Source organism: Pseudomonas sp. LB3P58, assembly GCF_054897895.1.
Genome location: NZ_JBUBVE010000001.1, coordinates 2,347,880 through 2,369,944, shown reverse-complemented (window position 1 = coordinate 2,369,944; position 22,065 = coordinate 2,347,880). Strand labels below are relative to the sequence as shown.

Genomic DNA, 22,065 nt, shown 5'->3' with positions numbered 1-22,065 from the left:
TCCTAAAAACCAAAGTGAAAATTCATGTCGCCCGGCGACGAAACAACAGCCAGGCTGAGCCCAATGGCACCACCACCCACAGCGACAGGCACAGCCAGAGCATCGAGCCCGGCATCGGCAAATCGCTGCCCAGGGTCAGCACACCCGCGGCACTGGCGCCAGGCTCAAAACCAGAGAGGTTAATCAGACGGTAGATGTCGGCCGGATTGAGCAGCAGCAACCAGGGCAGCACTTTGGGGTTGAACTGCCCTTCGCTGAGCACCAACAGCGCCAGCAGTGCCAGGTCGAACACCAGCACGAAGAAGAACCAGACGCCCAGCGCCAGTCCGGCCGCCGTGGATTTCTCGGCCGACACACTGCTCAGCACATAGGCCAGCCCCAGAAAACCCCAGCCCAGCAACGTCGACGACGCCATGAACCGGCCAAAGGCCCAGAGCAGCAGGCTCAGTTCGACATCGTCCACCAGCACGGCGATGGCCAGCATGGCGCAGCCGAAACCGATCAGTGTCGCCAGCGCCAGGATCAACCCGTGGCCGACAAACTTGCCCAGCAGAATCTGCCCGCGACCCAACGGGTACGTCAGCAACAGCAGCAACGTGCCGCTCTCGTCCTCGCCGACGATGGCGTCATAGGCCAGCAGCAAGGCAATCAACGGCATCAAAAACGTCGCCAGACTGGCGAGGCTGGCGATGGTGGCCGGCACCGAGGTGAAACCCAATTGCCCGGAAGCCGCGGCCCCCAGCCAGGCGATGCCGATGGCCAGCACCGCGAACAACACACTGATCGCCAGCAACCAGCGATTGCGCAAACCGTCGCTGAATTCCTTGCGGGCCATGTTCCAGACAGCGTTCATACGGCCTCCCCGATCGGCGCCGCACCGGCCCGGCTCATGTAGTAGCGGTAAATATCTTCCAGAGACGGCTGATGGATTTCCACGTCGGCCGGTTCGTCTTCATTGAGCAGTTGGCGCAACAGCCCGAGCTTGCTGCCATTGAGCGCGGCCACTTCAAGCCCTTCGACGCCCCAGCGTTCGGTGACGTGCCCGGCGTTGTTCCAGCGTTGCTGCAAGGGCCCGGCGTGCTTGAGGCCGTTGGCGCGAATCAGCGTCGGCAACCCGGCTTCCTCGCGCAAACTGTGGAGACTGCCGAGGGCCAGCAGGCGGCCCTGGGTCAGAATCGCGGCGCGGTTGATATGCGCTTCGACGCCCGGCAATACATGGGAACAGAGAATGATGCTGGTGCCCTGGCTACGCAGGCGATCGAGCAACCGATAAAGGTCCTGGGTTGCGATGGGATCGAGGCCGACCGTCGGTTCGTCGAGCAGCAACAAACGCGGCTCGCCGAGCAGCGCTTGCGCCAGCCCCAGGCGTTGCCGCATGCCTTTGGAGTAGGTCTTGACCCGCCGATGCGCGGCACCGGCCAGGCCGACTTCCTCCAGCAGCACGTCCACCTGAGTGAACGCGGCGCCTTTGAGTCGGGCGAAATGGCGCAAGGTCTCAAGACCGCTCAGCTGCGGGTAAAACGTCACGTTTTCCGGCAAATAACCGAGCAGGCGCCGCACATGCAGATCGCTGGGCAAACGGCCAAACACCCTGACCTGCCCTTCGCTGGGCTGGAGCAGGCCAAGCACCAGTTTCATGCTGGTGGTTTTGCCCGCGCCGTTGTGTCCGAACAAACCCAACACTTCCCCTTCCGCCAGGCTGAGGTTGAGCTGATGCAACACGGTGGCGTGCCCATAACGCTGGCTCACGCCTTGCAGGTCGATGACGTTCATGAGGTGGGCTCCTGGGTCAGGGTTTGAGTGGATGACTTCATCAGCGGATGACTGTCCAGCACCCCCGGCGACTTCATCACCGGAAAGGCCCGTTGCACCCAGCGCAGCAACTCGATACCGGGGCTGTTCAGTAACAGTCGCACCTGCGGGTACAGCCACAGCAGACGGTCGACGTTGTCATTGGGTTCGTAGGCGATATCGCCGAGGCCGTCGTTGTTGCGGTCCCAGCCCAGGTAATCGCTCCAGTAATTGCCCCGGCCATCCACCGACCATTCCTGCAAGCGGGTGGCGACGTACTTGACCTGCCGCTGGTTGCCGACAAAAGCGTTGTCGGCGATGCGGTTATCTTCCGAGCCGGCGGTGAGATGAATACCCACGGCGCTGTGCTCGAAGTGGTTGTGTTCGATGCTGTTGAACAGCGAGTTGTAGATGAACAGCGCCTTGCCCTCGGCACCGCTGATCATGCTGTCGCCGGTCGAGCCGTCGCGCACGTCAGTGACGAAGTTGTCACGCAAGGTTGAATAGGTGATGTAGTTCATCAGGATCCCGTAGTTCTGATCCTGTTCGGAGCGATTGCCGATCACCGTGAGCTTGCGGCTTTGCATCAGGGCGTAGCCGGTGCGGGTGCGGCGGGTGGTGTTGCCGATCAGTTGGTTATCGTTGGCGAACATGTAATGCACGCCGTAGCGCAGGTCTTCCAGGGTATTGCCCTGCAGCAGGTTGCCGTTGGAGGTGTCGATGTAGATGCCATCGCGAGTGTCGCGCACCTGGTTGCCAATGACCTTGGCGCCATGCACGGCATACAGATGAATGCCGTTGCCGCGATCCTGGGAGCGCATCGCCGGATCGCCCTGAATGCGGTTGTCGATCAGGCTCACATCCTGCGTACCGTCGACCCAGATACCGAAGCCCTTACCCTGCAGGCGATTGCCTTTAATCACCGCACCTTGGGCCTTGGGCTGGATGAACACCGCTGCATTCATGGCCGTGAGGTCGTGCCCCCAGTCCAGAAAGGTGCAGCCCTCGATGCCGACATCCGGCGCACTGATGATCAAACCGTTGCCCTGCCCCTCCCCTTGGAACACCGCGCCCGGCTCGCAGACAATCTGCATCGGTTGATCGACGCTGAACGAGCCACGGTACTCCCCCGCCGGCAGGTGCCAGCGTTGATCGGCGTCCACCGTCAACGGCAGCGTGGTGATGGGTTGCACCGCCAGCGCGCTGCCGGACATCAGCAGGAGCGCAAGCGCAATGACCTTCACCGGGTTTCCCTTGCTATCAGTCATTGCTTCGCTCCTGTCGATGGGCAACGGTCAGGCCTTCTCGACCTTCATGCGGCCGACCATTTCCATGTGCAGCGCATGGCAGAACCAGCTGCAGTAGTACCAATGCAGGCCGGCCTTGTCGGCGATGAAGGTGATTGATGAAGTCTGCTGCGGGCTGATCTCCATGCTGACGCCATGGTTGGTCATCACGAAACCGTGGGTCACGTCTTCAATCTGGTCGATGTTGGTGATGGTCACCGTGACCTCGTTGCCCTGCTTGACGGTGAACTCCGGCAGGCCGTAGGCCGGGGCCATCGAGGTCATGTAGACGCGGACTTTGTTACCGTCGCGGATGACCTTGTTGTCGGTCTCCAGCTTGATCCCGTCCTTGGCGGCGATGACCACGGTTTCGGCAAAAAACGGGTCGTTGCGGTCCCAGATTTTCTTGGTCTTGATCTGGTCGCGACGGGCCATGACGCAGTCGTGGGGTTCGGCGAAGGCCGGGCCGTCGTGCACTAGTTTCATTTCCTCGCCGGAGATATCGATCAGCTGATCGTTTTCCGGGTGCAGCGGGCCGGTCGGCAGGAAGCGGTCCTTGGAAAACTTGCTGAGCACCATCAGCCATTGGCCGTCGGCCTCGCGGGTTTCGGTCAGCGACGCATGGTTGTGCCCCGGCTGATACTGCACGTCGAGTTTCTGCTTGATGTAGTTGACCTTCTCGCCGGTGTAGGCGCGAACGGCCTCTTCCACGTTCCACTTCACCACCTGACTGTCGATAAACAGCGTGGTGTAGGCATTGCCGCGGCCGTCGTAAGTGGTGTGCAGCGGACCCAGACCCAGCTCGGGCTCGCCGACCACCGCGTCACGCGGATCCTTGAGTTTGTCGTCGAACAAATCATCCAGCTTCGCAGTGGCGATGATCGTGCAAGTGGGCGAGAGCTTGCCGGCGGCAATGAAGTACTTGCCATCGGGCGTCATATTGATCCCGTGGGGGTTCTTCGGCACCGGGATGTAACGCGTGAACGCGCTGTCCTTGCCATCGTTTTTGCGTCCATCGACCACCGGGACTTTGGAGCCGTCCAGGGTAATGAACTTGCCAGCCTTGATCGCCGCTTCAATGCGCTGGATGTTGAACACCACCACCCAGTCGCGTTCGTTGCGCATCATGCCGCCCAGGTCGTAGGCCTTCTCCGAGTTGTAGCAGGTCGAGGCCGCGTACTTACCGGTGTAGTCGGCGTCGGTGTTGTCCAGGTTACCGTCGACGATGACCTGGAAGGCCATTTCCATTTTCTCGGCATCGATGGCGTTGAACATGGTGTAGCTGTTCTTGTCCTGCAGGTCGAAGGTGCTGCCGTCATTGGGATGCGGAATCACGAATTCGGCATTGGCGAACACATACTTGGTGTGCGGCACTTTTTGCAGGCGCAGCCCGTGAACGGCCTGCACATTGGGCACGGTGAGCATCTTGTCGCACTTCATGATGTCCAGACGGATACGCGCAACGCGGCTGTTGGCCTTGTCATTGATGAACAGGTATTTGCCGTCGTACTTGCCGTCGGTCATGGACAAGTGCGGGTGGTGGCAGTCGCCATTCTGGAAATGCGCGCTGTCGCCCATGATCCGTTTGCTTTCGTTGGTCAGGCCCCAACCCGTGGCAGAATCGACGTTGAACACCGGAACACGCAACAACTCGCGCATCGACGGAATGCCCATGATCCGCACTTCACCCTGATGACCGCCGCTCCAGAAACCGTAGTACTGGTCCAGTTCGCCCGGCCCGACGTGGGTTTTCAGTTGCGCGTCCTTGGCCGCAGCCGCCCAAGTCTCACGGGTGAACACCGCGCCACCGATGGCCGTGGCACCGGCCAGTACCGCGCCGGTCACCGCGCTGGTGCCCAGGAAGCCGCGACGACTGAGGCCGGTCGGTTCCGGCACTTCAGTGGTTTTTTTGGATTCTGTGTCGTTCATCAGGTGTTTTCCTTGAAGGGATAAAAACGGTCACTGCGGACAGGCGCTCGCGGGGTTCATTCCAGAGCGGTCACTTCCACGACAGGTATCAGTTGCACACCGACGGGTGCCGCTTTGCCGCGCTTCTTGCGCTTGTTGATCAGCGGCGGGCATTTGTTGTCGTTCTGGTAAGTCATCTGGCAATCGAGGCAGTAGTGGCACTCGTTGGCATTGATTCGGCCATCGGGATGAATCGCCTGGATCTCGCATTCCTTGGCGCACAGTTGGCACGGCGTGCCGCAGTCCTTGCGGCGCTTGAGCCAGTCGAACAGGCGAAATTTGCTCGGAATCGCCAGCGCCGCACCCAACGGGCAGATGTAGCGGCAATAGACTTTTCGCGTGAAAATATTGATGACCAGCAGCGCCACCGCGTAGAACACGAACCACCACTGGCGGTCGAACCTGAGGGTGATGGCGGTCTTGAACGGTTCCACCTCGGCGAACAGTTCGGCGGTGGACATCGACTCCAGGGAGATGCCGAACAGCAGCAGCAAAATGATGTATTTGATCGCCCACAAGCGCTCATGCACGGCGAAGGGCAATTCGTATTGAGGGATCTTCAGCTTGCGCGCGGCTTCGTTGATCAACTCTTGCAGGGCGCCAAACGGACACAGCCAGCCGCAGAACACGCCGCGGCCCCACAGCAGAATGCTCGCGGCGGCGAAGACCCAGAGCATGAAGATCAGCGGATCGGTGAGAAACAGCTCCCAGCGAAAGTGATCGAACAGCGCATGGGCGAAGGTCAGGACATTGACCACTGACAACTGCCCCAGCGCATACCAGCCGATAAACACCACGGTAAAGACCAGGTAACCCCGACGCAGCCAGTGCAAGAAATGCGGCCGGCGGGTGAAGGTGTCCTGCAAAAACAGGATCGCCGTCAGCAGCAACAACGCAGTCCCGAGTACGGCGATCTGGAAGGATTTCTGGTACCAGATGTTCAACCACATTGGCCGACTGGCTTCTTCGAGGGCCGCCAGTTCTTCAGCGCTGGGCAGTGGGCGCTCAAGGTAGGGCTCGGGCAATTGATAGGCCAGTTCGAAGCTGCTGAACGTGCCACTGAGCGGGCCGGTCTGGCGTCGCACCAACAACTCCAGGGACCAGGGCGATCCCGGATCAAACTTCGCCGGTTCGCGCACAATGAAAATCGACATCTCAGTGAACTCGGGCATGCCTTTGGCAAACACATCCGAGAGCCGCTGGTGGTCCATATCGCGAAAGCTGATGACGTTGCCGAACTGACGCAATTGCACCCGATCGAAGATCCCGCCGCGCACGTACCCCGAACCTTTATAGGAAAACAGCCCACGACCCAGCACCGCGATGGCCTGCTCGCCGGGCTTGAGGTCTTGCATGAGGAAGCGATATTGATTGTCGCCCAACAGCGCGCGGCCGATGGTCGGCGGATTCAGGTCGGCGGTGTACAGCTCGATAAAGGTCTCATCAACCTGATCGGCGCTAGCGTTGTCGACGCCTTCGGCATCGGTGCCCTTGAAGGCTACGTCGACTTGCCCACGGGTCAGGTTCAAGCGGCGGATGGCGCCGTTGCCGGTCAGTTGTTCCCAGGTGGCGGGCTCGAAAAAGTCCTGGCGCACGGTGGCGGGCTTGCGCGCCACACCGGCCGAGTCCTCGATCAGCTTGAGCGATACGGCCACTTCGTGGGCGGCGCGCATGATGACCTCGTTGACCACCATCGCCGTGACGGTTGCGCCGGCGATCGCATCGACGGTGACGGCGTTCGGGTCACTGGAATGGCCGACGACCACCCGCTGACTGACCTTGATCCCTTTGTATTTCGCGCTGAAGCCGTGAAGTTTTGCCTCAGGAATGCCAATCAGCAGAATCGGCTCGTGGTGCTCCAGCACATAGGCATCCTGAATCATGCCGGTGGTGTCGAGGATCACCTGGGTGTTGATCGGTTTGCCCGAGTAGGCCGGAATATCCACCACGTCCAGGCTCTGGAACACATAACCGAGCACATTGCCGGCGGCGGACAGCGTGCGCACCTTGAACCGGCCTTCGGGGGCGGAAACGGAATCGGTCTGAGGGAAGGTTTTCTCGATGCGCTGCTGCTCGATGTCACCGTATTGCTTGGCCTGCGCGCCTTCGAAGGTGGCGAGCATCAGCATCAGCAAAACCACCAGCCCGACGCCCCAGGCGCGCAGGTTGGCGTGTATCGAAGGCTGATGGATTGTCATGGGTTCGCTGATTTCAAAAGGGCTTTCGGTCATGTTAGGGAGCGTTGCGCCCCCTGCCCTTGATTGAAATCAACTTGCGTCTTTAGAGGACACGCTGCCTCAAACCGTGCGTGAAAACTGGCCTTTTTGCTCACCACCCAGATAGGCGTCAAACGCCATCGCGGCACTGCGCATCATCAAATGCCCTTGTGGCAACAGCACCAATTCGTCGCGGTGAATCTGCAGCAATCCATCGCGCACATGCTCGCCCAGCTGCGCCAGCGCCTCGGCAAAATACTCGGTGAAGCGAATGCCATGACGCGCCTCATACTTGTCGAACGCGATACGGCCATGGCACATCAGGTCGCTGATCACCTCGCGGCGCAGCAGGTCGTCGGCGTTCAAGCGGTAACCGCGATGCACCGGCAGCAACCCTTGATCGATACGCGCGTAGTACTGCGATAGCTCCTTGACGCTTTGGCTGTAGCTGTCGCCGACCTTGCCGATCGACGACACCCCAAGGCCGATCAAATCGCAGTCGGCATGGGTGGAATAGCCCTGAAAGTTACGCTGCAGGGTGCCATTGGCCCGGGCCAGCGCCAGTTCGTCATCCGGCAAGGCGAAATGATCCATGCCGATATAGACGTAACCGGCCTCGGTCAGACGACGAATAGTCAGCTCGAGCAGTTCCAGCTTGCGCTCCGGTGGCGGCATGTCGGCGGGACGAATCAGCCGTTGCGCGCGGACCATCTCCGGCAGATGCGCGTAACTGTAGGCGGCAATCCGGTCCGGACGCAGCGCGATGATCTTGCTGAGGGTGACGTCGAAACTCTGCACGGTTTGCAGTGGCAGGCCGTAGATAAGGTCGACGCTGATCGACTTGAATTGCGCCTCGCGCGCCGCCGCGACCAGCGCATAAATCTGCTCTTCACTTTGCAGGCGATTGACCGCTGCCTGCACGTCGGGGTCGAAATCCTGCACGCCGAAACTCAGGCGATTGAAGCCCAACTGGCGCAACGATTGAATCTGCTCGGTGCTGATGGTACGCGGGTCTACCTCGATGGAGAACTCATGGTCATCGCTATCATCCATGTTGAACGCCTGGTGCAGGCAGTCCATCAGGTCCGCCAGCTGTTCGCTGGTCAAATAGGTCGGCGTGCCGCCCCCTAGGTGCAATTGAGTGAGTTTTCGGGTGTTGTCGAACAAGGCCGCCTGCATCGCGATTTCACGCTTGAGGTACGTCAGGTACTCGACGGCGCGATGGGTTTTCTGGGTAATGATTTTGTTGCAGGCGCAGTAGTAACAAAGGCTTTTGCAGAATGGGATGTGGATGTACACCGACAACGGTTTCGGCGCGGCCACCTGATTGCTGTCGCGGGCAGCACGCTGATAGTCATCAACGGCAAACGCCTGGTGAAACTGCGGCGCCGTGGGGTAAGAGGTATAGCGCGGCCCCGGGCGGTCGTACTTTTCGACCAGGGCGCGATTGAAATCAAATGTCGTGTTCATGATCGATCAACTCGCAAATGGGGTTAATGCCTTGCACCGCCCAAATCCTTTTCAAACAGGTTGCAGATGACATCCACTTCCGGCCGACCGGCGGGAAGGATGCAGATAAAACGGTCTGACAATTCAATCAACCCGTCCCGGCTCAATTGCTCCAGCAACGGCCAGACGGCGGAGAAGTACTTGGAAAAAACCAGCCCATAGCGCCTCTCGATAGCGCGGATATCCAGCTCCTGATCACAGGCCAGACGCTCCATGACCATTTGCCTGATCTGATCCCCCGCCTCGAAGCGCCAGCCTCGACATGTCGGCAATTGCTTCATGTCCAGTTGCTGCTGATAGCGTTCAATCTCGTCGGTGTTTTGCGTGTACAAATCGTCGATCTGGCTGATCGCGCCCAAACCAAATCCGACATGATCGCAATAACCGTGACGGGAGAAACCCTCGCAGGTACGGCGCAACCGGCCTCGTTCCTGGGCGACCGCCAAATCATCATCAGGCCGGACAAACTGCCCCAGACCGATGTAGTGATAACCCGCGCAAAGCAGTTGATCGAAGCAGATCTGGCGCATCGCACCTTTATCGTCCTGGCTGCACAGTGCTCTGATTTTGTCACCAAGCACCGGCCGATAGCGCCGTGGTGGCCGGGCATAATCGAACACCATCAGCCGGTCCGGCTCCAGCTCGATAATGCTCGCCAGCTTCAGCGCAAAACTGTTTGGCGTCTGCCAGGCATGGCCAAAACCCAGATCGACGTTGATGGATCGAAAACCAAAGGTGCGCGCCGCGTCCATGAGCGACTGGATCGGCGCCGGGTTCTGGTAGCAGGCCACCGACCTGTCACAGTCGGCGTCAATATCCGGCACGCCGATGCTGACGTGATTGAATCCCTGATTGCGCAACAACCCCATGGTCGACCAGTCGGTGTGGTGAAGGTCCACCTCGACGCTGTAGTCGCCGCCTTCATGTTCGAGAAAGTTGAACCGGCCACGCAGATGACTCATCAGCCACTCCAGATGGGCAGGTTCGGGAGTTCCGCCGCCCAGATGAAACTGCTCGACCCGTTGCTCCGCACCCAGGTGACAACCGACGAGGTCGATTTCCTGCTCCAGGTGCTGAAGGTACTGCTCGATACCGTTGTGCTCGCCGGCGATATCGCGCGGGGAACATGAAGACGGCTTGAGGCTGGAAGGCAGTTGAACGTTCAGGGACAGCGGACGGCACTTCTGGCGGCTGACGCGCAATGCACGAAGCAGGTCCAGAGAGCCAATACCGTCATGAAATTTTTGCGTGTCGGCATGACAGTTAGGGTCAAGCACGCCTTGATCGCACCGAGCGATCAACTCGCCGGGATTGTGAAATAAATCGAGCATGACGGTCTCCGAGACTGGCTGCGGACTTTCAGTCTCCGGGTTTAACCATCAATGCTCCTTGATTTGCATCAAGCGCAAGCGAAGTGTCTGCACAACGGACCACCGGTCAAGCTTGATTACCACGTCAGGTAAAACATGCCCTTGGCCAGCAACACGATAACGACCATGTGGCAGAACAGGCTGCCATGGATGAAGTGCAGGTATCGCGGGCTCATTCGGCCGCTTTTGAACAACAACATGGCGCCGAGGAAATGCAGTAGCACGCTCACGGCCACCGCGATTTTCAACGCCAGCAATGTGCCGAACGATGAGGCCAGTGGTGAGGCCAGGGCTGGCAAGTAACGTAACCAGACCATGCCCAGCCCCGCACCGAACAACACCAGCAGCACCCACGGCATCAGCGAGCGAGCCCGGCGGCCGATGCCCTGCTCCACCAGCAGCATCACCCTGGCGGGTAGCTGTTTGCGGATGCTTTCCAGGAACAGGACTTCGAAGAACACCGTGCCGATGAAGATCAGCGCGGCAAACAGGTGCAAGGTCAGAATCAGCGGATAGATCATGGTGTTTTCGCCTTGGGTCAAGGCAACCCGCGCTACGGCGAACATTGGGGGTGAGCGCACTGGCTGTCGGTCTCTTGAGACTACAGAGACCGCCTGGCTATGCGGTTGACACTGATCAAGAAAGCCGTTTAAAACCCCCAGGCTCGTGTGCATATCCGTTTTTGCGGTCACGGCTGCTGGCGGTTTCGCTTTTACAGCGAGTCACTTTCGAAAAGCGCGAAAGTAACCAAAGCGCTTTTGCCCCTTTCGTTCGGTGCCTCGCTTAGGCTCGGCATGCCCTCGCTCCGGTCCTGCTCCGTGGGCCCGCCGCCATCGGCCATCCATGGCCGGGGGCGGCTAACCCGGCATCCATGCCGGGTTGCCCACTGCGCAGAACCTCCACTCGGCCTCTCGAGGGTGCGGGCACCGCAAAAGCCAAAGCGAGGCGGCCTACCGGCCGGCCTGTTTCTTCAAGCGTACGCATTTCCCCTGTGGGAGCGAGCCTGCTCGCGATGAGGCCCTGTCAGTCGACATCAATGTTGAATGTCAGTCCGCCTTCGCGAGCAGGCTCGCTCCCACAGTTGGATTTTTGGCGGGCATGACATAGGTGTCCACCGCCGATGACCTTGACAGACATCAGGTCGGCTATCAGGCCGCCTCGCTTTGGCTTTTGATCTTGATCTTGATCTGCCCCGTCGGAAGGCCGAGCGCAGGTTCTGCGCAGTGGGCACCGCGGCAAGGATGCCGCGGTAGCCGCCCCCGGCCATGGATGGCCGATGGCGGCGGGCCCACGGAGCAGGACCGGAGCGAGGGCATGCCGAGCCTAGGCGAGGCACCGCACGTCAGGGGCCAAAGCGTTTTGGTTACTTTGGCGCTTTTCCAAAGTGACCCGCCGTAAGGGCGGAACCCTAAGTAGCCATCACCGCAGAAACGGATATGTCCCCCAACCTTAAGTGACCAGCGTAGCGCCAACCTGCTCAGTGCCCGCGAATGTAATGCTCCAGCTGCCGAATCAAATCCGCCTGCTCAACGATAGCTTCCTTGACCAGATCCCCAATCGATAACAGCCCCATCAGCTCGCCACCCTCCATCACCGGCAGATGACGCAGATGGCTGTCAGTCATAACCGCCATGCAACGCTCAATACTCTGCTGACTGTCAGCGGTCACCACAGGCGCACTCATGATGTCGCGCACCGGCGTACCAACCGAAGAGCGCCCCTGCAGAACGACCTTGCGCGCATAGTCACGCTCGCTGATCACGCCGACCACCTGCCCGGCCTCGATCACCGGAAGCGCGCCCACGTTTTTTTCGGCCATGATCCTCAGCGCTTCAAGGACCATCTCATCGGGCGCGATGCTATGCACCTGACGGTTTTGCACGACCTTGAGTTTCAGCAATTGTGCGGCTGTTTTCATAAATGCCTCCGATGCGGATACGCGATGCTGTTGAACAGGCTCAAGCCACCCCGACTTCCACCACGCCGCTGTTCAACCGCACGGGCCAGACACGCAGACGCTGTTGCGGGTACTCCAGGCAGCTGCCGTCCTCAAGACGGAAATGCTGTTTGTAGATCGGCGATGCAACCACCAGATCACCCTTGATGCTGCCCACCAACCCGCGACCGATGACATTCGCCCCGGATTGCGGGTCATGGTTGTCGATGGCATAGAGGGTCCGACCCTCCGCACTCGGCAGGTAGAACAGCGCCACTTGCGCGCCATCGAGCCAGACGACAACGCCTGAGTTGCTGACCAGGTCCTGTTGCTCGCACACCGTTTGCCAGGCCTCGGGGTTTTCCAGGGAATCGATGCGTTGGGTATTGGACTGGCTCATCAGGCAATCTCCTCGGTAACAGGGATAAGGTTGAGTTCGGCGGCCATGATCGGGCGCCGCTGGCCGCGTTCCTGGACAAAGTGGATGTCCGGGTCCGGGCGTTTATCGTTGACGAAGGTACGGAAGCGTTTGAGTTTTTCCGGGTCTTTGAGGGCGTTGGCCCACTCGCATTCATAGCGATTGACCACCAGTTGCATCTGCGACTCGAGCTCTTCACCCAGCCCGAGGCTGTCGTTGATGATCACGTCCTTGAGGTAATCGAGGCCGCCCTCCAGGCTTTCGCGCCACACCGAGGTGCGCTGCAATTTGTCGGCGGTGCGGATGTAGAACATCAGGAAGCGGTCGATGTAGCGGATCAGGGTCGCATCGTCGAGGTCGGTGGCGAACAGCTCAGCGTGACGTGGGCGCATGCCGCCGTTACCGGCGATGTAAAGGTTCCAGCCTTTCTCGGTGGCGATCACGCCAACGTCCTTGCTCTGGGCCTCGGCACACTCACGGGTGCAACCGGACACCGCGAATTTGAGCTTGTGCGGCGAGCGCAGGCCTTTGTAGCGGTCCTCGATGGTCAGGGCCATTTGCACGCTGTCTTGCACGCCGTAACGGCACCAGGTGCTGCCGACGCAAGACTTCACCGTGCGGGTCGATTTGCCATAGGCATGCCCGGTTTCGAAACCGGCTTCGATCAGCTCGGCCCAGATGTCCGGCAGTTCATGCAACTGCGCGCCAAACAGGTCGATACGCTGGCCGCCGGTGATTTTGGTGTAGAGGTCGTATTTCTTCGCCACTACACCAATCGCAATCAGTTTGTCGGCGGTGATCTCACCACCGGGGATGCGTGGTACCACCGAATAGGTGCCGTTTTTCTGCATATTGGCCATGAAGGTGTCGTTGGTGTCCTGCAGCGGCACCAGTGAGGCGTCCATGATCGGCTGGTTCCAGCACGACGCGAGGATCGAGCCCACCGCCGGTTTGCACACGTCGCAACCGGTGTGGCCACGGCCATGCTTGGCCAGCAGTTCTTCGAAAGTGATCACCCCTTCTACCCGCACCAGCGCATACAGCTCTTGGCGGGTATAGGCGAAGTGTTCGCACAGGCTCTTGTCGACGCTGACGCCACGGGCAATCAACTCATGCTCGAAAACCTGCTTGAGCAGCCCGGCACAACCACCGCAACCGGTGCACGCCTTGGTCTGCGACTTGAGCAGGCCGAGGTCGGTGCAGCCACCGTCGATGGCCGAGCAAATGGAACCCTTGGTCACGTTGTGGCACGAGCACACCGTGGCCGCTTCGGGCAACGCGCCCGGGCCCAGCGTCGGCGCGCCTTCGGACGACGGCAGAATCAGACTGGCGGGTTCCGCCGGCAGCGCAATCGCGTTCTGCATGTATTGCAGCAGTGTGTCGTAATAGCTGTTGTCACCGACCAACACCGCACCGATGACGTGCTTGCCCGTGGCATCCACCACCAGGCGACGATAGCTGGCCGTGGTTTCGTCGATGAACTGATAACTGCGCGCGCCCGGCGTGCTGCCGTGGGCGTCGCCGATGGAGCCGACATCGACGCCCAGCAGCTTGAGCTTGGTCGACATGTCCGCGCCCATGAACGGCTCGGCGGTTTCGTTGCACAGCAATGCGGCGACACCGCGTGCCATTTGGTAGCCCGGGGCGACCAGGCCAAAAATGCTGCCGTTCCACGCGGCACACTCGCCGATCGCATAGATGTTCGGATCGCGGCTCTGGCATTGGTCGTCAATCACCACACCGCCGCGCGGGCCGACTTCCAGCGAGCATTGACGGGCCAGTGCGTCTTGCGCACGGATACCGGCGGAAAACACGATCAGGTCGGTTTCAAGGAATTCGTCATTGGCGAAGTTCATCCGGTAGCGGTATTCCTCGCCTGCGCTGATCGATTGCGTACCGCGCGACAGGTGCACACCGACGCCGAGGCGTTCGATCTGCGCCTTGAGCGCCACGCCACCGTATTCGTCCAACTGCACCGGCATCAGGCGCGGGGCGAATTCCACCACATGGGCTTCCAGCCCCAGGGTTTTCAGGGCGTTGGCCGCTTCCAGACCGAGCAAGCCACCGCCGACCACCACACCGCGTCGAGCGTTGCTTGCCGCGGCACGAATGGCGTCGAGGTCTTCAAGGGTGCGATACACCAGGCGCGAATCGCCCTCGGCGCCTTCGATTGGCGGAACAAACGGATAGGACCCGGTGGCCAGCACCAATTTGTCGTAGGAGACACAGCCTTGTGCGGTGATCACCTGGCGGCGTGCGCGGTCGATTTCCAGGACCGGCACCCCCAGATGCAGCGTGACGCCCGGGGTCTGGTACAGCGAGGCTTCACCGAGGGCCAGCGACTCGGCATCACGGCCGGAGAAATACTCGGAAAGGTGCACGCGGTCGTAGGCACGCATCGGCTCCTCGCTGAACACGTGCAGCCGATACTGATCAAGGGCACCGCGTTCGATCAGCTGTTCGACACAATGATGTCCGACCATGCCATTGCCGATCACGATCAGCGTTTGCAGCTTGTTCAAAGTGGCAACATTGGAATTCATAAGAGACACCCGTCGATAGCTGTTCAAAAAGCAAAAAAAAACGCCTGAAACCTTGCGGTTCCAGGCGTCTTTGCCTGTTCGTTTACGGTGCTAAGTCAGGCATCTATGCCGGATCCACCGATGTTGCCCGCGACCTGTTCGGCCAATCGATCGTCGTTGACCGAGGGGGCTGCCCACTCGACTGCATTCACAGTGGGCCTGAACAGTGTCTTGCAGACTTTGTGCCAGTCGGCCATTGGCAGTCCTTGCGCCAGTAAACGTTGACCACGGGTGGCCATGAACGCCCGACATTTGCCTTCGCATAGTGCAGAGGCGTGTTGCACGGCCTTATAAAAGTGCACAAAGACGATCCCGTTCCGGATCAGAATTTGCCACCTAGCGGGTACTCGATGGCCAGGCGGATCTGATTGGCGTCCAGCTCCGCTTGCGCCGCATTCCCGCGATGAACCGCATGGCGCAGGCTGAACGCGAGGTTTTTCGCGACGCCCGACTGCACCACGTATTTGGCCTGCAGATCACGTTCCCAGTGCTTGCCGCCCTGCCCGTAACCCAACCACTTGTAGCCGCCGTTCGGGTCCATGTGCGTACCGTCGATGCCGCTGCCGCGCACGTACAGGGCGCCGAAGGTCAGGCCGGGAATCCCGTAACCGGCCATGTTCAGATCGTAGCGCGCTTGCCAGGAAGCCTCCCGGGGCGCGTTGAAATCGGACAGCGCCACAGCGTTACTCAGGTAGATCGCGCCCCGGGTCACGTAATCGAAGGGCGTGTCGCCATCGACCTTTTGATAACCCAGCCCGAAGCTGTGGGCCCCGAGCTTGTAGGTCGACAGCAAACTCCAGGTGGTGTTGTCGATGCGGCCGGACAAGGCTTTGCCGGTGTCCTGGGTTCGGTACAAATTGAGATCAAAGATCAGGTCTTGGCCTTCCGCCAACGGCTGGGTGTAGAGCGCGCCCAGGTAATGCTGTCGCCAGGTGTCGGCGTAATCCGCGCTGAACAGGCTGGCGTTGAGTCCTTTGACCGCCGTGTTGCGCACCCCCACCAGGTCGAAGCTGTCGCCCTGTTTGCCGTTGGAGTAATTGACCACAAAGCCTTGGTCATGGCTGGTGGCGTTGCGGTCGGTGCTTTCGTTGAAATGTCCGCCATACAAGGTGGTGGCGGGCAATTCGCGACTGGTCAGCAGCCAGCCGGTGGCGGTCTCCGGCAGCAAGCGGCTGTCGGATGAACCGAACACCGGGGTTTTCACCCGCTGCTCGCCGTAACGCAATTCCGTCGAGGAAAACCGCAGCTTGGCCACGGCACCGCCACGGCTGAATTCATCCTTGGGGTGCCCGTCATTGTCCACGCCCAACACCCGCGCCTTGCCGGCCCGCCCGCCGCCGCTGTCCAGTTCCCAGCCGGAATACACATGGGCGTCCAGGCCCAAGCCCACGGTGCCGGCGGTGTAGCCGGAGGTGAAATCGGCCATCAGGCCGTAGGCCCACTCCTCGGCCAGGTCGCTGCGTTCGGCGCGGGGCTTGAAGGCATTGCGCGCGCCATTGCTCAGTGAACCGTGTTCATAGTCGCGACGGTCGTAGAGGCTGCGGTTGAGCAGGCTCCATTGGCTGTCTTCGATAAAGCCTTTTGCGGTGTCTTGCTCTGAAGCCAGGGCGAGCAGAGACTGCCCGCCCAATGCCAATAGCAGGGTGTGTGTCGATAAGGTTTTCACAGTGCAACTCCACAGAGTTCGGGGTCTGCAAGGTGTCCCGCCGAACGGGGGACACCGTAGGTCACCTCAGAGGTATTTGAGGATCGCGATATCGCGGCGGCGCTGTTTGAGGTTGGCGAACCAGCGCGTCGGGAAGAACAGCAACACCCCGAGGATCACACTCCACAGCCACACCGTGGGCAGGTTGTCGAAGCCATAGTAGGCCCCCTGATTGGCGCCCCAGATCGCGACCGCCACCAGGTACATGGCCTTGAGTACGTACAAGTGCAGCAAATAGAAGAACATCGGCGCCCCGCCGTAAATCGCCAGGGTCGCGGTGGACCAGCGATCCTGCAGCTTCTCGAACAGCGCCAGCAAGATCAGCGAAAGGCCAATCGTCGGCATCAGGAACATCAGCGAGGGCGGGTACTTCTTGGCGCTCATGAAACTCATGAAGGTGCGCAACGAATCACCGGTCTGCACCCAGGGTTTCTCGCCATAGACGTTCAGGTAGCGGATGAACACGAACGCCACCAACAGGCCGGCGCCCAGTTTGAGCAGGCGGGAAATCCGCTCGGCCGGGTCCATGTCCTTGCCGAACCACGGCCCGATTCCCCACCCCAGCAGGATCACGCCAATCCAGGGCAATACCGGGTAAGTGGTGCGGGCCCGGGTGAACTCGGTGATGTCGATGAACACCCGCTGATGCAAGATCGACCACGGCACGAAGAACGGCGACTCCGGCCCCACAGTCACGCCATCGAGCAGGTTGTGCCCGGCGACAATGGCCACCCCGAGCACGATCAGCCAACTGCGTTTGAAGTGCAGCAACCCGGCGAGCACGATCATGCAGATGCCGATGCACCAGATCACCTGCAGCCACAGGGTCTTGGGCGGGAATTCGGCGTTCCAGGCAAAGCACACGAAGGTGACTTCGAGAAACACCAGGAACAACCCGCGCTTGAGCAGGAACACCGAGGTTTCTTTCGCTGTGTGTTTCTGGCTGTAGAGCCAGGCCGACAAACCGGTGAGGAAGATGAACGCAGGCGCGCAGATCTCGCTGAGCATGCGGGTGAAATACAGGTCCGGCGTGACGCTCAACGCATCGATCGGGTCGGTGACCTGACGGTGCAGCAGAAAGGTTTCGCGCACATGGTCGATCAGCATCAACAGCATGACGAAGCCGCGCAAGGCGTCGATCGCCAGCATTCGGGTGTTGGCCTTGACGGCACTGGTTGCAAGCGCAGGGGAAGCGGCTGTCGCCTGCCCTGCCAATCCTGAAGATGGGGTCATATCAGTCACTCATGTAGTGGTCGAGGGGTCAGGCCTGTTTCTTCAGCCTGGCGACTTCCGATGCCGGCAGCTGCGACGGCGCGCGCGGCAACGGCGTCTGGCCCTGTGATCGATAGAACGACAGTGTCGAACTGAAGCTCTTTATATCGAACGGTTCGGCTTTGCCTTGAGGACTGATGCGCTCGCCGGGCGTGCGGTCCTTGTATTCCACGGCCACCACGTAGGTGCCCTGCCACGGCAGCTCGAAGCTGACTTTGCCCGCGGCGTCGGTGCGCTGGGTGAACACTTCACCGGAGCCGGTTTCCAGCACCACGTCCTGGTCGGCCAACGGTTTGGACGCATAGAACACCTGGAATTGCGCCTTGCCTGCATCGGCGACGCCGGTGGGCACGATGTCCAGGGTCAGTTCCGGGGTGCGGGCGCGCAAGTCGCCAACCCAACGGGTCGCTGGCGTCCAGTGGGTCTTCAGCGCCTTGTCGGCCTCATGAGTATCGAAGATCGGATAGTGCGGGTCCTGGGCCAGCAGCGAATCATCTGCCCGGGTTTGATGCGCCACCGCAAAGGCCTGGCGCTGCAAGGTCAGTGTTAACGGCTGGGACTTGTTGCTGATCGACCAGCCCTTGAGTTGCTGGAACCGGTCCATCCCGCCCGGCGTGACTTCCAGCATGTTCTTGTCATATTCCCCGTAGTACAACGCCAGGGGTTGCCCGGGTGGTTGTTCATACCAGATCTGATGCGCCTCGCTGCTGCTCGCCAGCAATAAGACGCCGTAACCCAATAGTGCTTTTGCGTTGCTCATTCGCATTTTTTTACGCTCCGATTGGTGTTATTCAGCGGTTTGTTGCAGCCGTCTCATCCTGTGGAATCAGCGACTTCAAAAACCGCTCCCCTCTCTCTGAACGCATTACAGCGCAGAGACTTTTGCGCTTTGCTCTGAAATCAGTGCATAGGGGGCAATCGGCAACTGTTTTTGTGGCTTGAAACAGCCGTTTATGCGGCTTGCGCCAGGATGAAGCGCGTTGAGGGGATCTAACGAACTCATGTCCAAACGCGGTGCAGGTGGCGCTGCAAAACAAATGTGGGAGCGGGCTTGCTCGCGAAAGCGGTTTGTCAGTCGACATTTCTACCGACTGATACGGCCTCTTCGCGAGCAAGCCCGCTCCCACAGGGGATTTGTATTGGGTTTGAGAATGGAGTCTGTCAGTGGCGCAGGAGCTTGCGCAGCGGCACGCCGTCCTTGAGCACTGGAGATTTGATGACGATGTAACTGAAGTACTTGGAAATGCCGATGTTCTTGTCGAGCAGGCTTTCGATCACTTCCTGATAATGCTGGATACTGCGGGTCATGAAGCGCACCAGATAATCGTAGCCACCGCTGATCAAATGGCATTCGAGCACTTCGTCCACCAGACGGATATTGGACTCGAACTTGGCGAAGTCTTCTCGCTTGTGGTCGCTCAAGGTGATTTCGGTAAACACCGTCACCGAATCGGTGATCTTGGCCAGGTTCAGGTGCGCCTTGTAGCTGGAAATATACCCGGCCGACTCAAGCCGTTTGACCCGTTGCAGGCAGGGACTGGCCGACAACCCCACCGCATCGGCCAGGCTGACGTTGGTCATGCGCCCGTCCTTTTGCAGCTCAACCAGGATGCTGATGTCGATTCGGTCCAGTTTGACTAACCCTTCCATTGCGTACCTCTTGACTGCCGTTTGTAAGACAATCTTCTAGCAAAATCAGCGCCGTAAAGACAGCTGATGCTGAGCTACCAGATCCGCCATGCTGTTAATACAGTAATCCGCCGCGCACGGCGTGGGGTGTTTTGACCGGCCGCGACAGATCAGGCACACGTCTTTGGCCGCCTGTCGACCAGCCGAAGGACGGGTCACTTGCAGGATGTTGCCGGGTTCAAGGTCGTTGGTCTTTAACCACTGCGGATCGAGCAAAGGGTCGCTGGCCAGTGAAATGAAATCGTCGGGCATGATCCCCAGTCGTTCACACAGCAACCCTCGATCCTCGGCATCCCGGTCGCCGTGCACCAGCAAGCGGTAGAACTTGCGCAGGTACAACATTGCCCCAGGCGCGTCCTCGAACAGCGACCAACCGGCCACCGAACGGGCAAAGCTCATGCCCTCCTCCCAGCTGGCTTTCAGGCCCCAGCGCTCGGCCAGTTGGCGATGGGCGAAACACAGCACGCCACTAAAGCCCAGCTCAGCGAAACGCGGATACAGCGCTTGCACCACCTCGCTGTATTCGGCCAGCACCTGTTCCTTGTCCGGATGACCGCCTCGGCTGTCCAGCAGCGGTTGCAGTGCCGTCCAGACACCCGAGTCCCGATCGACCAGGACCTCATCGCAATCGATGAGCAGTGCTCGATAATCAGTCAGCCCCATGGTGTGCAAAGCCTCCGATGATGCATTCCATCAATCCATGCTCCATAAACGCTCACGGACGATGCCTTGTGGCACCGCCCCGAGCGGCCATGAGCTCAGTTCAAGACGCGTGCCAATGCCGCTTCAAGAATCTGCAGCGCTTCATCGACCTGTGCTTCGGTGGCCACCAGCGGTGCGAGGAAGCGCAGCACGTTGCGGTACACACCGCATTTGATCACCAGCAAACCGCCGGCCCGGGCTTCATCGATCAGTCGCTGATTGAGGTCAGCGTCCGGCGTGCGGGCCGCGTCATCCTTGATCAGTTCGATCGCCAGCATGAACCCGGTGCCGCGCACGTCGCCGATTTGCCCGTGACGGGCCTGCAAACGCAGCAGCCCCTGACGCAAACGCTCGCCCAATGCTTCGCCGCGGGCCAGCAATTGTTCCTGCTCGAAGGCCTCGATCACCGCCAGCGCGGCGGCGCAGGACAAGGCGTTGCCACCGTAGGTGCCGCCCAGGCCACCGGGCAGCGGCGCGTCCATGATCTCGGCTTTGCCGACCACCCCGGACAACGGCAAGCCACCGGCCAGGCTCTTGGCGACGGTCACCAGGTCCGGCTGAATGCCGGCGTGCTGGAAACCGAACCACTTGCCGGTACGGCCGAAACCGGTCTGGATTTCATCGAGAATCAGCACGATGCCGTGCTTTTCCGTCAGCGCGCGCAGGGCCTGGAGAAACTCCGCCGGCGCTGACAGGAAACCGCCGTCGCCCTGCACCGGTTCAATGATGATCGCGGCGACACGCTCAGGGGCAACCTGGGTGGCCAACAACTCGTCGAGGGCCTTGAGCGCCATCTCGCTGGTGACGCCGCGATAGGCATTCGGATACGGAGTGTGGAAGACCTCCGGCGCGAACGGCCCGAAGTTCTGCTTGTACGGCTGGCTCATGCCGGTCAGCGTGGTGCCGAGCAAGGTACGACCGTGGAAGCCACCGCGAAAGGCGATCACCGCCGAGCGATTGGTGTGGGCGCGGGCGATCTTCACCGCGTTTTCCACCGCCTCGGCACCGGAGGTAAAGAACGCCGCTTTATAGGCTTCTTGGCCACCGATCATTTCGCACAGGCGCTGGGCCAAATCGAGATATGGCTTATAGGCCACCACCTGGAAACAGGCGTGAGAGACCTTTTGCAATTGCGCCTGCACCGCAGCGACCACCTTCGGGTGGTTGTGACCGATGTTCAGCACACCGATGCCGCCGACAAAATCCAGGTAGCGCTTGCCGTCCACGTCCCACAACTCGGCACCTTGGGCGCGATCGATCACCAACGGGTGAGCGGTAACCAGGCCACGTGGCACGAATTGATCGCGCTGACGGAGCAAATGAGGGGTTTCGTCGACTTTGCTATTCATGGCATATCCCATCGTGAGTCCGGCAACCGGGAGGTGGTTGCGATGGTGTTCAGGTTAAGCCTTGCGCGAAACGATCTACGCCGAACTTGGCCCCTGAGAAATTCGGATCGACTGTTTTCACCCTGCCAAACGGCAGATTCCTTTCACCCGCCGAATCTGCCGGGCCGTCGCCGATCGAACATCGCGAAACCCGTTTAACCCGGCCCTTTCGACAGATCCTGCGCTGACGTTGCGCGATGATGGGCAGCACCTTCATCCATCAGGACATGCCC

The 22,065-nt window shown here is 60.2% G+C and carries 18 protein-coding genes; all 18 read right to left on the bottom strand.

Going from position 1 to position 22,065, the window contains the following annotated elements; translation table 11 throughout:
- Positions 1 to 22: 22 nt before the first annotated feature.
- The 18 genes from ACYZTZ_RS11090 to gabT all read right to left on the bottom strand — a co-directional run bounded on the left by ACYZTZ_RS11090 (position 23) and on the right by gabT (position 21,793).
- Entirely contained in the window at positions 23 to 853 is an 831-nt protein-coding gene (locus ACYZTZ_RS11090; RefSeq protein WP_461998208.1) for an ABC transporter permease, read from the bottom strand.
- On the bottom strand, positions 850 to 1,773 hold the full coding sequence (locus ACYZTZ_RS11085; protein WP_461998207.1) for an ABC transporter ATP-binding protein: 924 nt from the start codon (positions 1,771 to 1,773) through the stop codon (positions 850 to 852). Before ACYZTZ_RS11085 ends, ACYZTZ_RS11090 begins: the two co-directional genes overlap by 4 nt.
- Positions 1,770 to 3,059 carry a nitrous oxide reductase family maturation protein NosD gene (locus ACYZTZ_RS11080; RefSeq protein WP_461998206.1) on the bottom strand — a complete coding sequence of 430 codons (1,290 nt, stop codon included), beginning with the start codon at positions 3,057 to 3,059 and terminating at the stop codon, positions 1,770 to 1,772. The genes ACYZTZ_RS11085 and ACYZTZ_RS11080 overlap by 4 nt, the downstream gene beginning before the upstream one ends.
- Positions 3,060 to 3,086: 27 nt before the next feature.
- Positions 3,087 to 5,009 carry a TAT-dependent nitrous-oxide reductase gene (gene nosZ / locus ACYZTZ_RS11075; protein WP_409201459.1) on the bottom strand — a complete coding sequence of 641 codons (1,923 nt, stop codon included), beginning with the start codon at positions 5,007 to 5,009 and terminating at the stop codon, positions 3,087 to 3,089.
- A gap of 53 nt (positions 5,010 to 5,062) precedes the next feature.
- A complete protein-coding gene (gene nosR, locus ACYZTZ_RS11070; protein WP_461998205.1) occupies positions 5,063 to 7,276 on the bottom strand; it encodes a transcriptional regulator NosR in 2,214 nt (737 codons plus the stop codon).
- A 66-nt stretch (positions 7,277 to 7,342) separates the two neighbouring features.
- Entirely contained in the window at positions 7,343 to 8,731 is a 1,389-nt protein-coding gene (gene hemN, locus ACYZTZ_RS11065; RefSeq protein WP_461998204.1) for an oxygen-independent coproporphyrinogen III oxidase, read from the bottom strand.
- Between the two features lie 23 nt (positions 8,732 to 8,754).
- Entirely contained in the window at positions 8,755 to 10,101 is a 1,347-nt protein-coding gene (locus ACYZTZ_RS11060) for an oxygen-independent coproporphyrinogen III oxidase (protein ID WP_461998203.1), read from the bottom strand.
- Positions 10,102 to 10,217: 116 nt separating this feature from the next.
- Positions 10,218 to 10,661 carry a CopD family copper resistance protein gene (locus ACYZTZ_RS11055; protein WP_347806199.1) on the bottom strand — a complete coding sequence of 148 codons (444 nt, stop codon included), beginning with the start codon at positions 10,659 to 10,661 and terminating at the stop codon, positions 10,218 to 10,220.
- Between the two features lie 956 nt (positions 10,662 to 11,617).
- On the bottom strand, positions 11,618 to 12,058 hold the full coding sequence (locus tag ACYZTZ_RS11050; protein ID WP_046046902.1) for a CBS domain-containing protein: 441 nt from the start codon (positions 12,056 to 12,058) through the stop codon (positions 11,618 to 11,620).
- A 40-nt stretch (positions 12,059 to 12,098) separates the two neighbouring features.
- Positions 12,099 to 12,476 (bottom strand): nitrite reductase small subunit NirD, encoded by a 378-nt coding sequence (gene nirD / locus ACYZTZ_RS11045; RefSeq protein ID WP_461998202.1) that lies wholly within the window; start codon positions 12,474 to 12,476, stop codon positions 12,099 to 12,101.
- A complete protein-coding gene (gene nirB / locus ACYZTZ_RS11040) occupies positions 12,476 to 15,037 on the bottom strand; it encodes a nitrite reductase large subunit NirB (protein WP_461998201.1) in 2,562 nt (853 codons plus the stop codon). The genes nirD and nirB overlap by 1 nt, the downstream gene beginning before the upstream one ends.
- A gap of 95 nt (positions 15,038 to 15,132) precedes the next feature.
- Positions 15,133 to 15,378 (bottom strand): hypothetical protein, encoded by a 246-nt coding sequence (locus ACYZTZ_RS11035; protein ID WP_461998200.1) that lies wholly within the window; start codon positions 15,376 to 15,378, stop codon positions 15,133 to 15,135.
- 20 nt (positions 15,379 to 15,398) lie between these two features.
- Positions 15,399 to 16,742 carry an OprD family porin gene (locus ACYZTZ_RS11030; RefSeq protein WP_461998199.1) on the bottom strand — a complete coding sequence of 448 codons (1,344 nt, stop codon included), beginning with the start codon at positions 16,740 to 16,742 and terminating at the stop codon, positions 15,399 to 15,401.
- A 66-nt stretch (positions 16,743 to 16,808) separates the two neighbouring features.
- Positions 16,809 to 18,014, bottom strand: coding sequence for a DUF1624 domain-containing protein (locus ACYZTZ_RS11025; protein WP_461998198.1), 1,206 nt, complete (start codon positions 18,012 to 18,014; stop codon positions 16,809 to 16,811).
- Between the two features lie 28 nt (positions 18,015 to 18,042).
- Complete coding sequence (locus ACYZTZ_RS11020) at positions 18,043 to 18,813, bottom strand: DUF4198 domain-containing protein (RefSeq protein ID WP_461998197.1); 771 nt, start codon at positions 18,811 to 18,813, stop codon at positions 18,043 to 18,045.
- Between the two features lie 401 nt (positions 18,814 to 19,214).
- Positions 19,215 to 19,703 (bottom strand): Lrp/AsnC family transcriptional regulator, encoded by a 489-nt coding sequence (locus ACYZTZ_RS11015; protein ID WP_008055821.1) that lies wholly within the window; start codon positions 19,701 to 19,703, stop codon positions 19,215 to 19,217.
- Positions 19,704 to 19,748: 45 nt separating this feature from the next.
- Complete coding sequence (locus tag ACYZTZ_RS11010) at positions 19,749 to 20,405, bottom strand: HAD family hydrolase (protein WP_461998196.1); 657 nt, start codon at positions 20,403 to 20,405, stop codon at positions 19,749 to 19,751.
- 95 nt (positions 20,406 to 20,500) lie between these two features.
- Entirely contained in the window at positions 20,501 to 21,793 is a 1,293-nt protein-coding gene (gene gabT, locus ACYZTZ_RS11005; protein ID WP_461998195.1) for a 4-aminobutyrate--2-oxoglutarate transaminase, read from the bottom strand.
- Between the last annotated feature and the right edge of the window lie 272 nt (positions 21,794 to 22,065).

Excerpts from the sequence above, each read along its gene's own strand:
- ACYZTZ_RS11090 (WP_461998208.1), bottom strand. The coding sequence starts at position 853 with ATGAACGCTGTCTGGAACATGGCCCGCAAGGAATTCAGCGACGGTTTG.
- ACYZTZ_RS11085 (WP_461998207.1), bottom strand. The coding sequence starts at position 1,773 with ATGAACGTCATCGACCTGCAAGGCGTGAGCCAGCGTTATGGGCACGCC.
- ACYZTZ_RS11080 (WP_461998206.1), bottom strand. The coding sequence starts at position 3,059 with ATGACTGATAGCAAGGGAAACCCGGTGAAGGTCATTGCGCTTGCGCTC.
- nosR (WP_461998205.1), bottom strand. The coding sequence starts at position 7,276 with ATGACCGAAAGCCCTTTTGAAATCAGCGAACCCATGACAATCCATCAG.
- hemN (WP_461998204.1), bottom strand. The coding sequence starts at position 8,731 with ATGAACACGACATTTGATTTCAATCGCGCCCTGGTCGAAAAGTACGAC.
- ACYZTZ_RS11060 (WP_461998203.1), bottom strand. The coding sequence starts at position 10,101 with ATGCTCGATTTATTTCACAATCCCGGCGAGTTGATCGCTCGGTGCGAT.
- ACYZTZ_RS11055 (WP_347806199.1), bottom strand. The coding sequence starts at position 10,661 with ATGATCTATCCGCTGATTCTGACCTTGCACCTGTTTGCCGCGCTGATC.
- ACYZTZ_RS11050 (WP_046046902.1), bottom strand. The coding sequence starts at position 12,058 with ATGAAAACAGCCGCACAATTGCTGAAACTCAAGGTCGTGCAAAACCGT.
- nirD (WP_461998202.1), bottom strand. The coding sequence starts at position 12,476 with ATGAGCCAGTCCAATACCCAACGCATCGATTCCCTGGAAAACCCCGAG.
- nirB (WP_461998201.1), bottom strand. The coding sequence starts at position 15,037 with ATGAATTCCAATGTTGCCACTTTGAACAAGCTGCAAACGCTGATCGTG.
- ACYZTZ_RS11025 (WP_461998198.1), bottom strand. The coding sequence starts at position 18,014 with ATGACCCCATCTTCAGGATTGGCAGGGCAGGCGACAGCCGCTTCCCCT.
- ACYZTZ_RS11020 (WP_461998197.1), bottom strand. The coding sequence starts at position 18,813 with ATGAGCAACGCAAAAGCACTATTGGGTTACGGCGTCTTATTGCTGGCG.
- ACYZTZ_RS11015 (WP_008055821.1), bottom strand. The coding sequence starts at position 19,703 with ATGGAAGGGTTAGTCAAACTGGACCGAATCGACATCAGCATCCTGGTT.
- ACYZTZ_RS11010 (WP_461998196.1), bottom strand. The coding sequence starts at position 20,405 with ATGGGGCTGACTGATTATCGAGCACTGCTCATCGATTGCGATGAGGTC.
- gabT (WP_461998195.1), bottom strand. The coding sequence starts at position 21,793 with ATGAATAGCAAAGTCGACGAAACCCCTCATTTGCTCCGTCAGCGCGAT.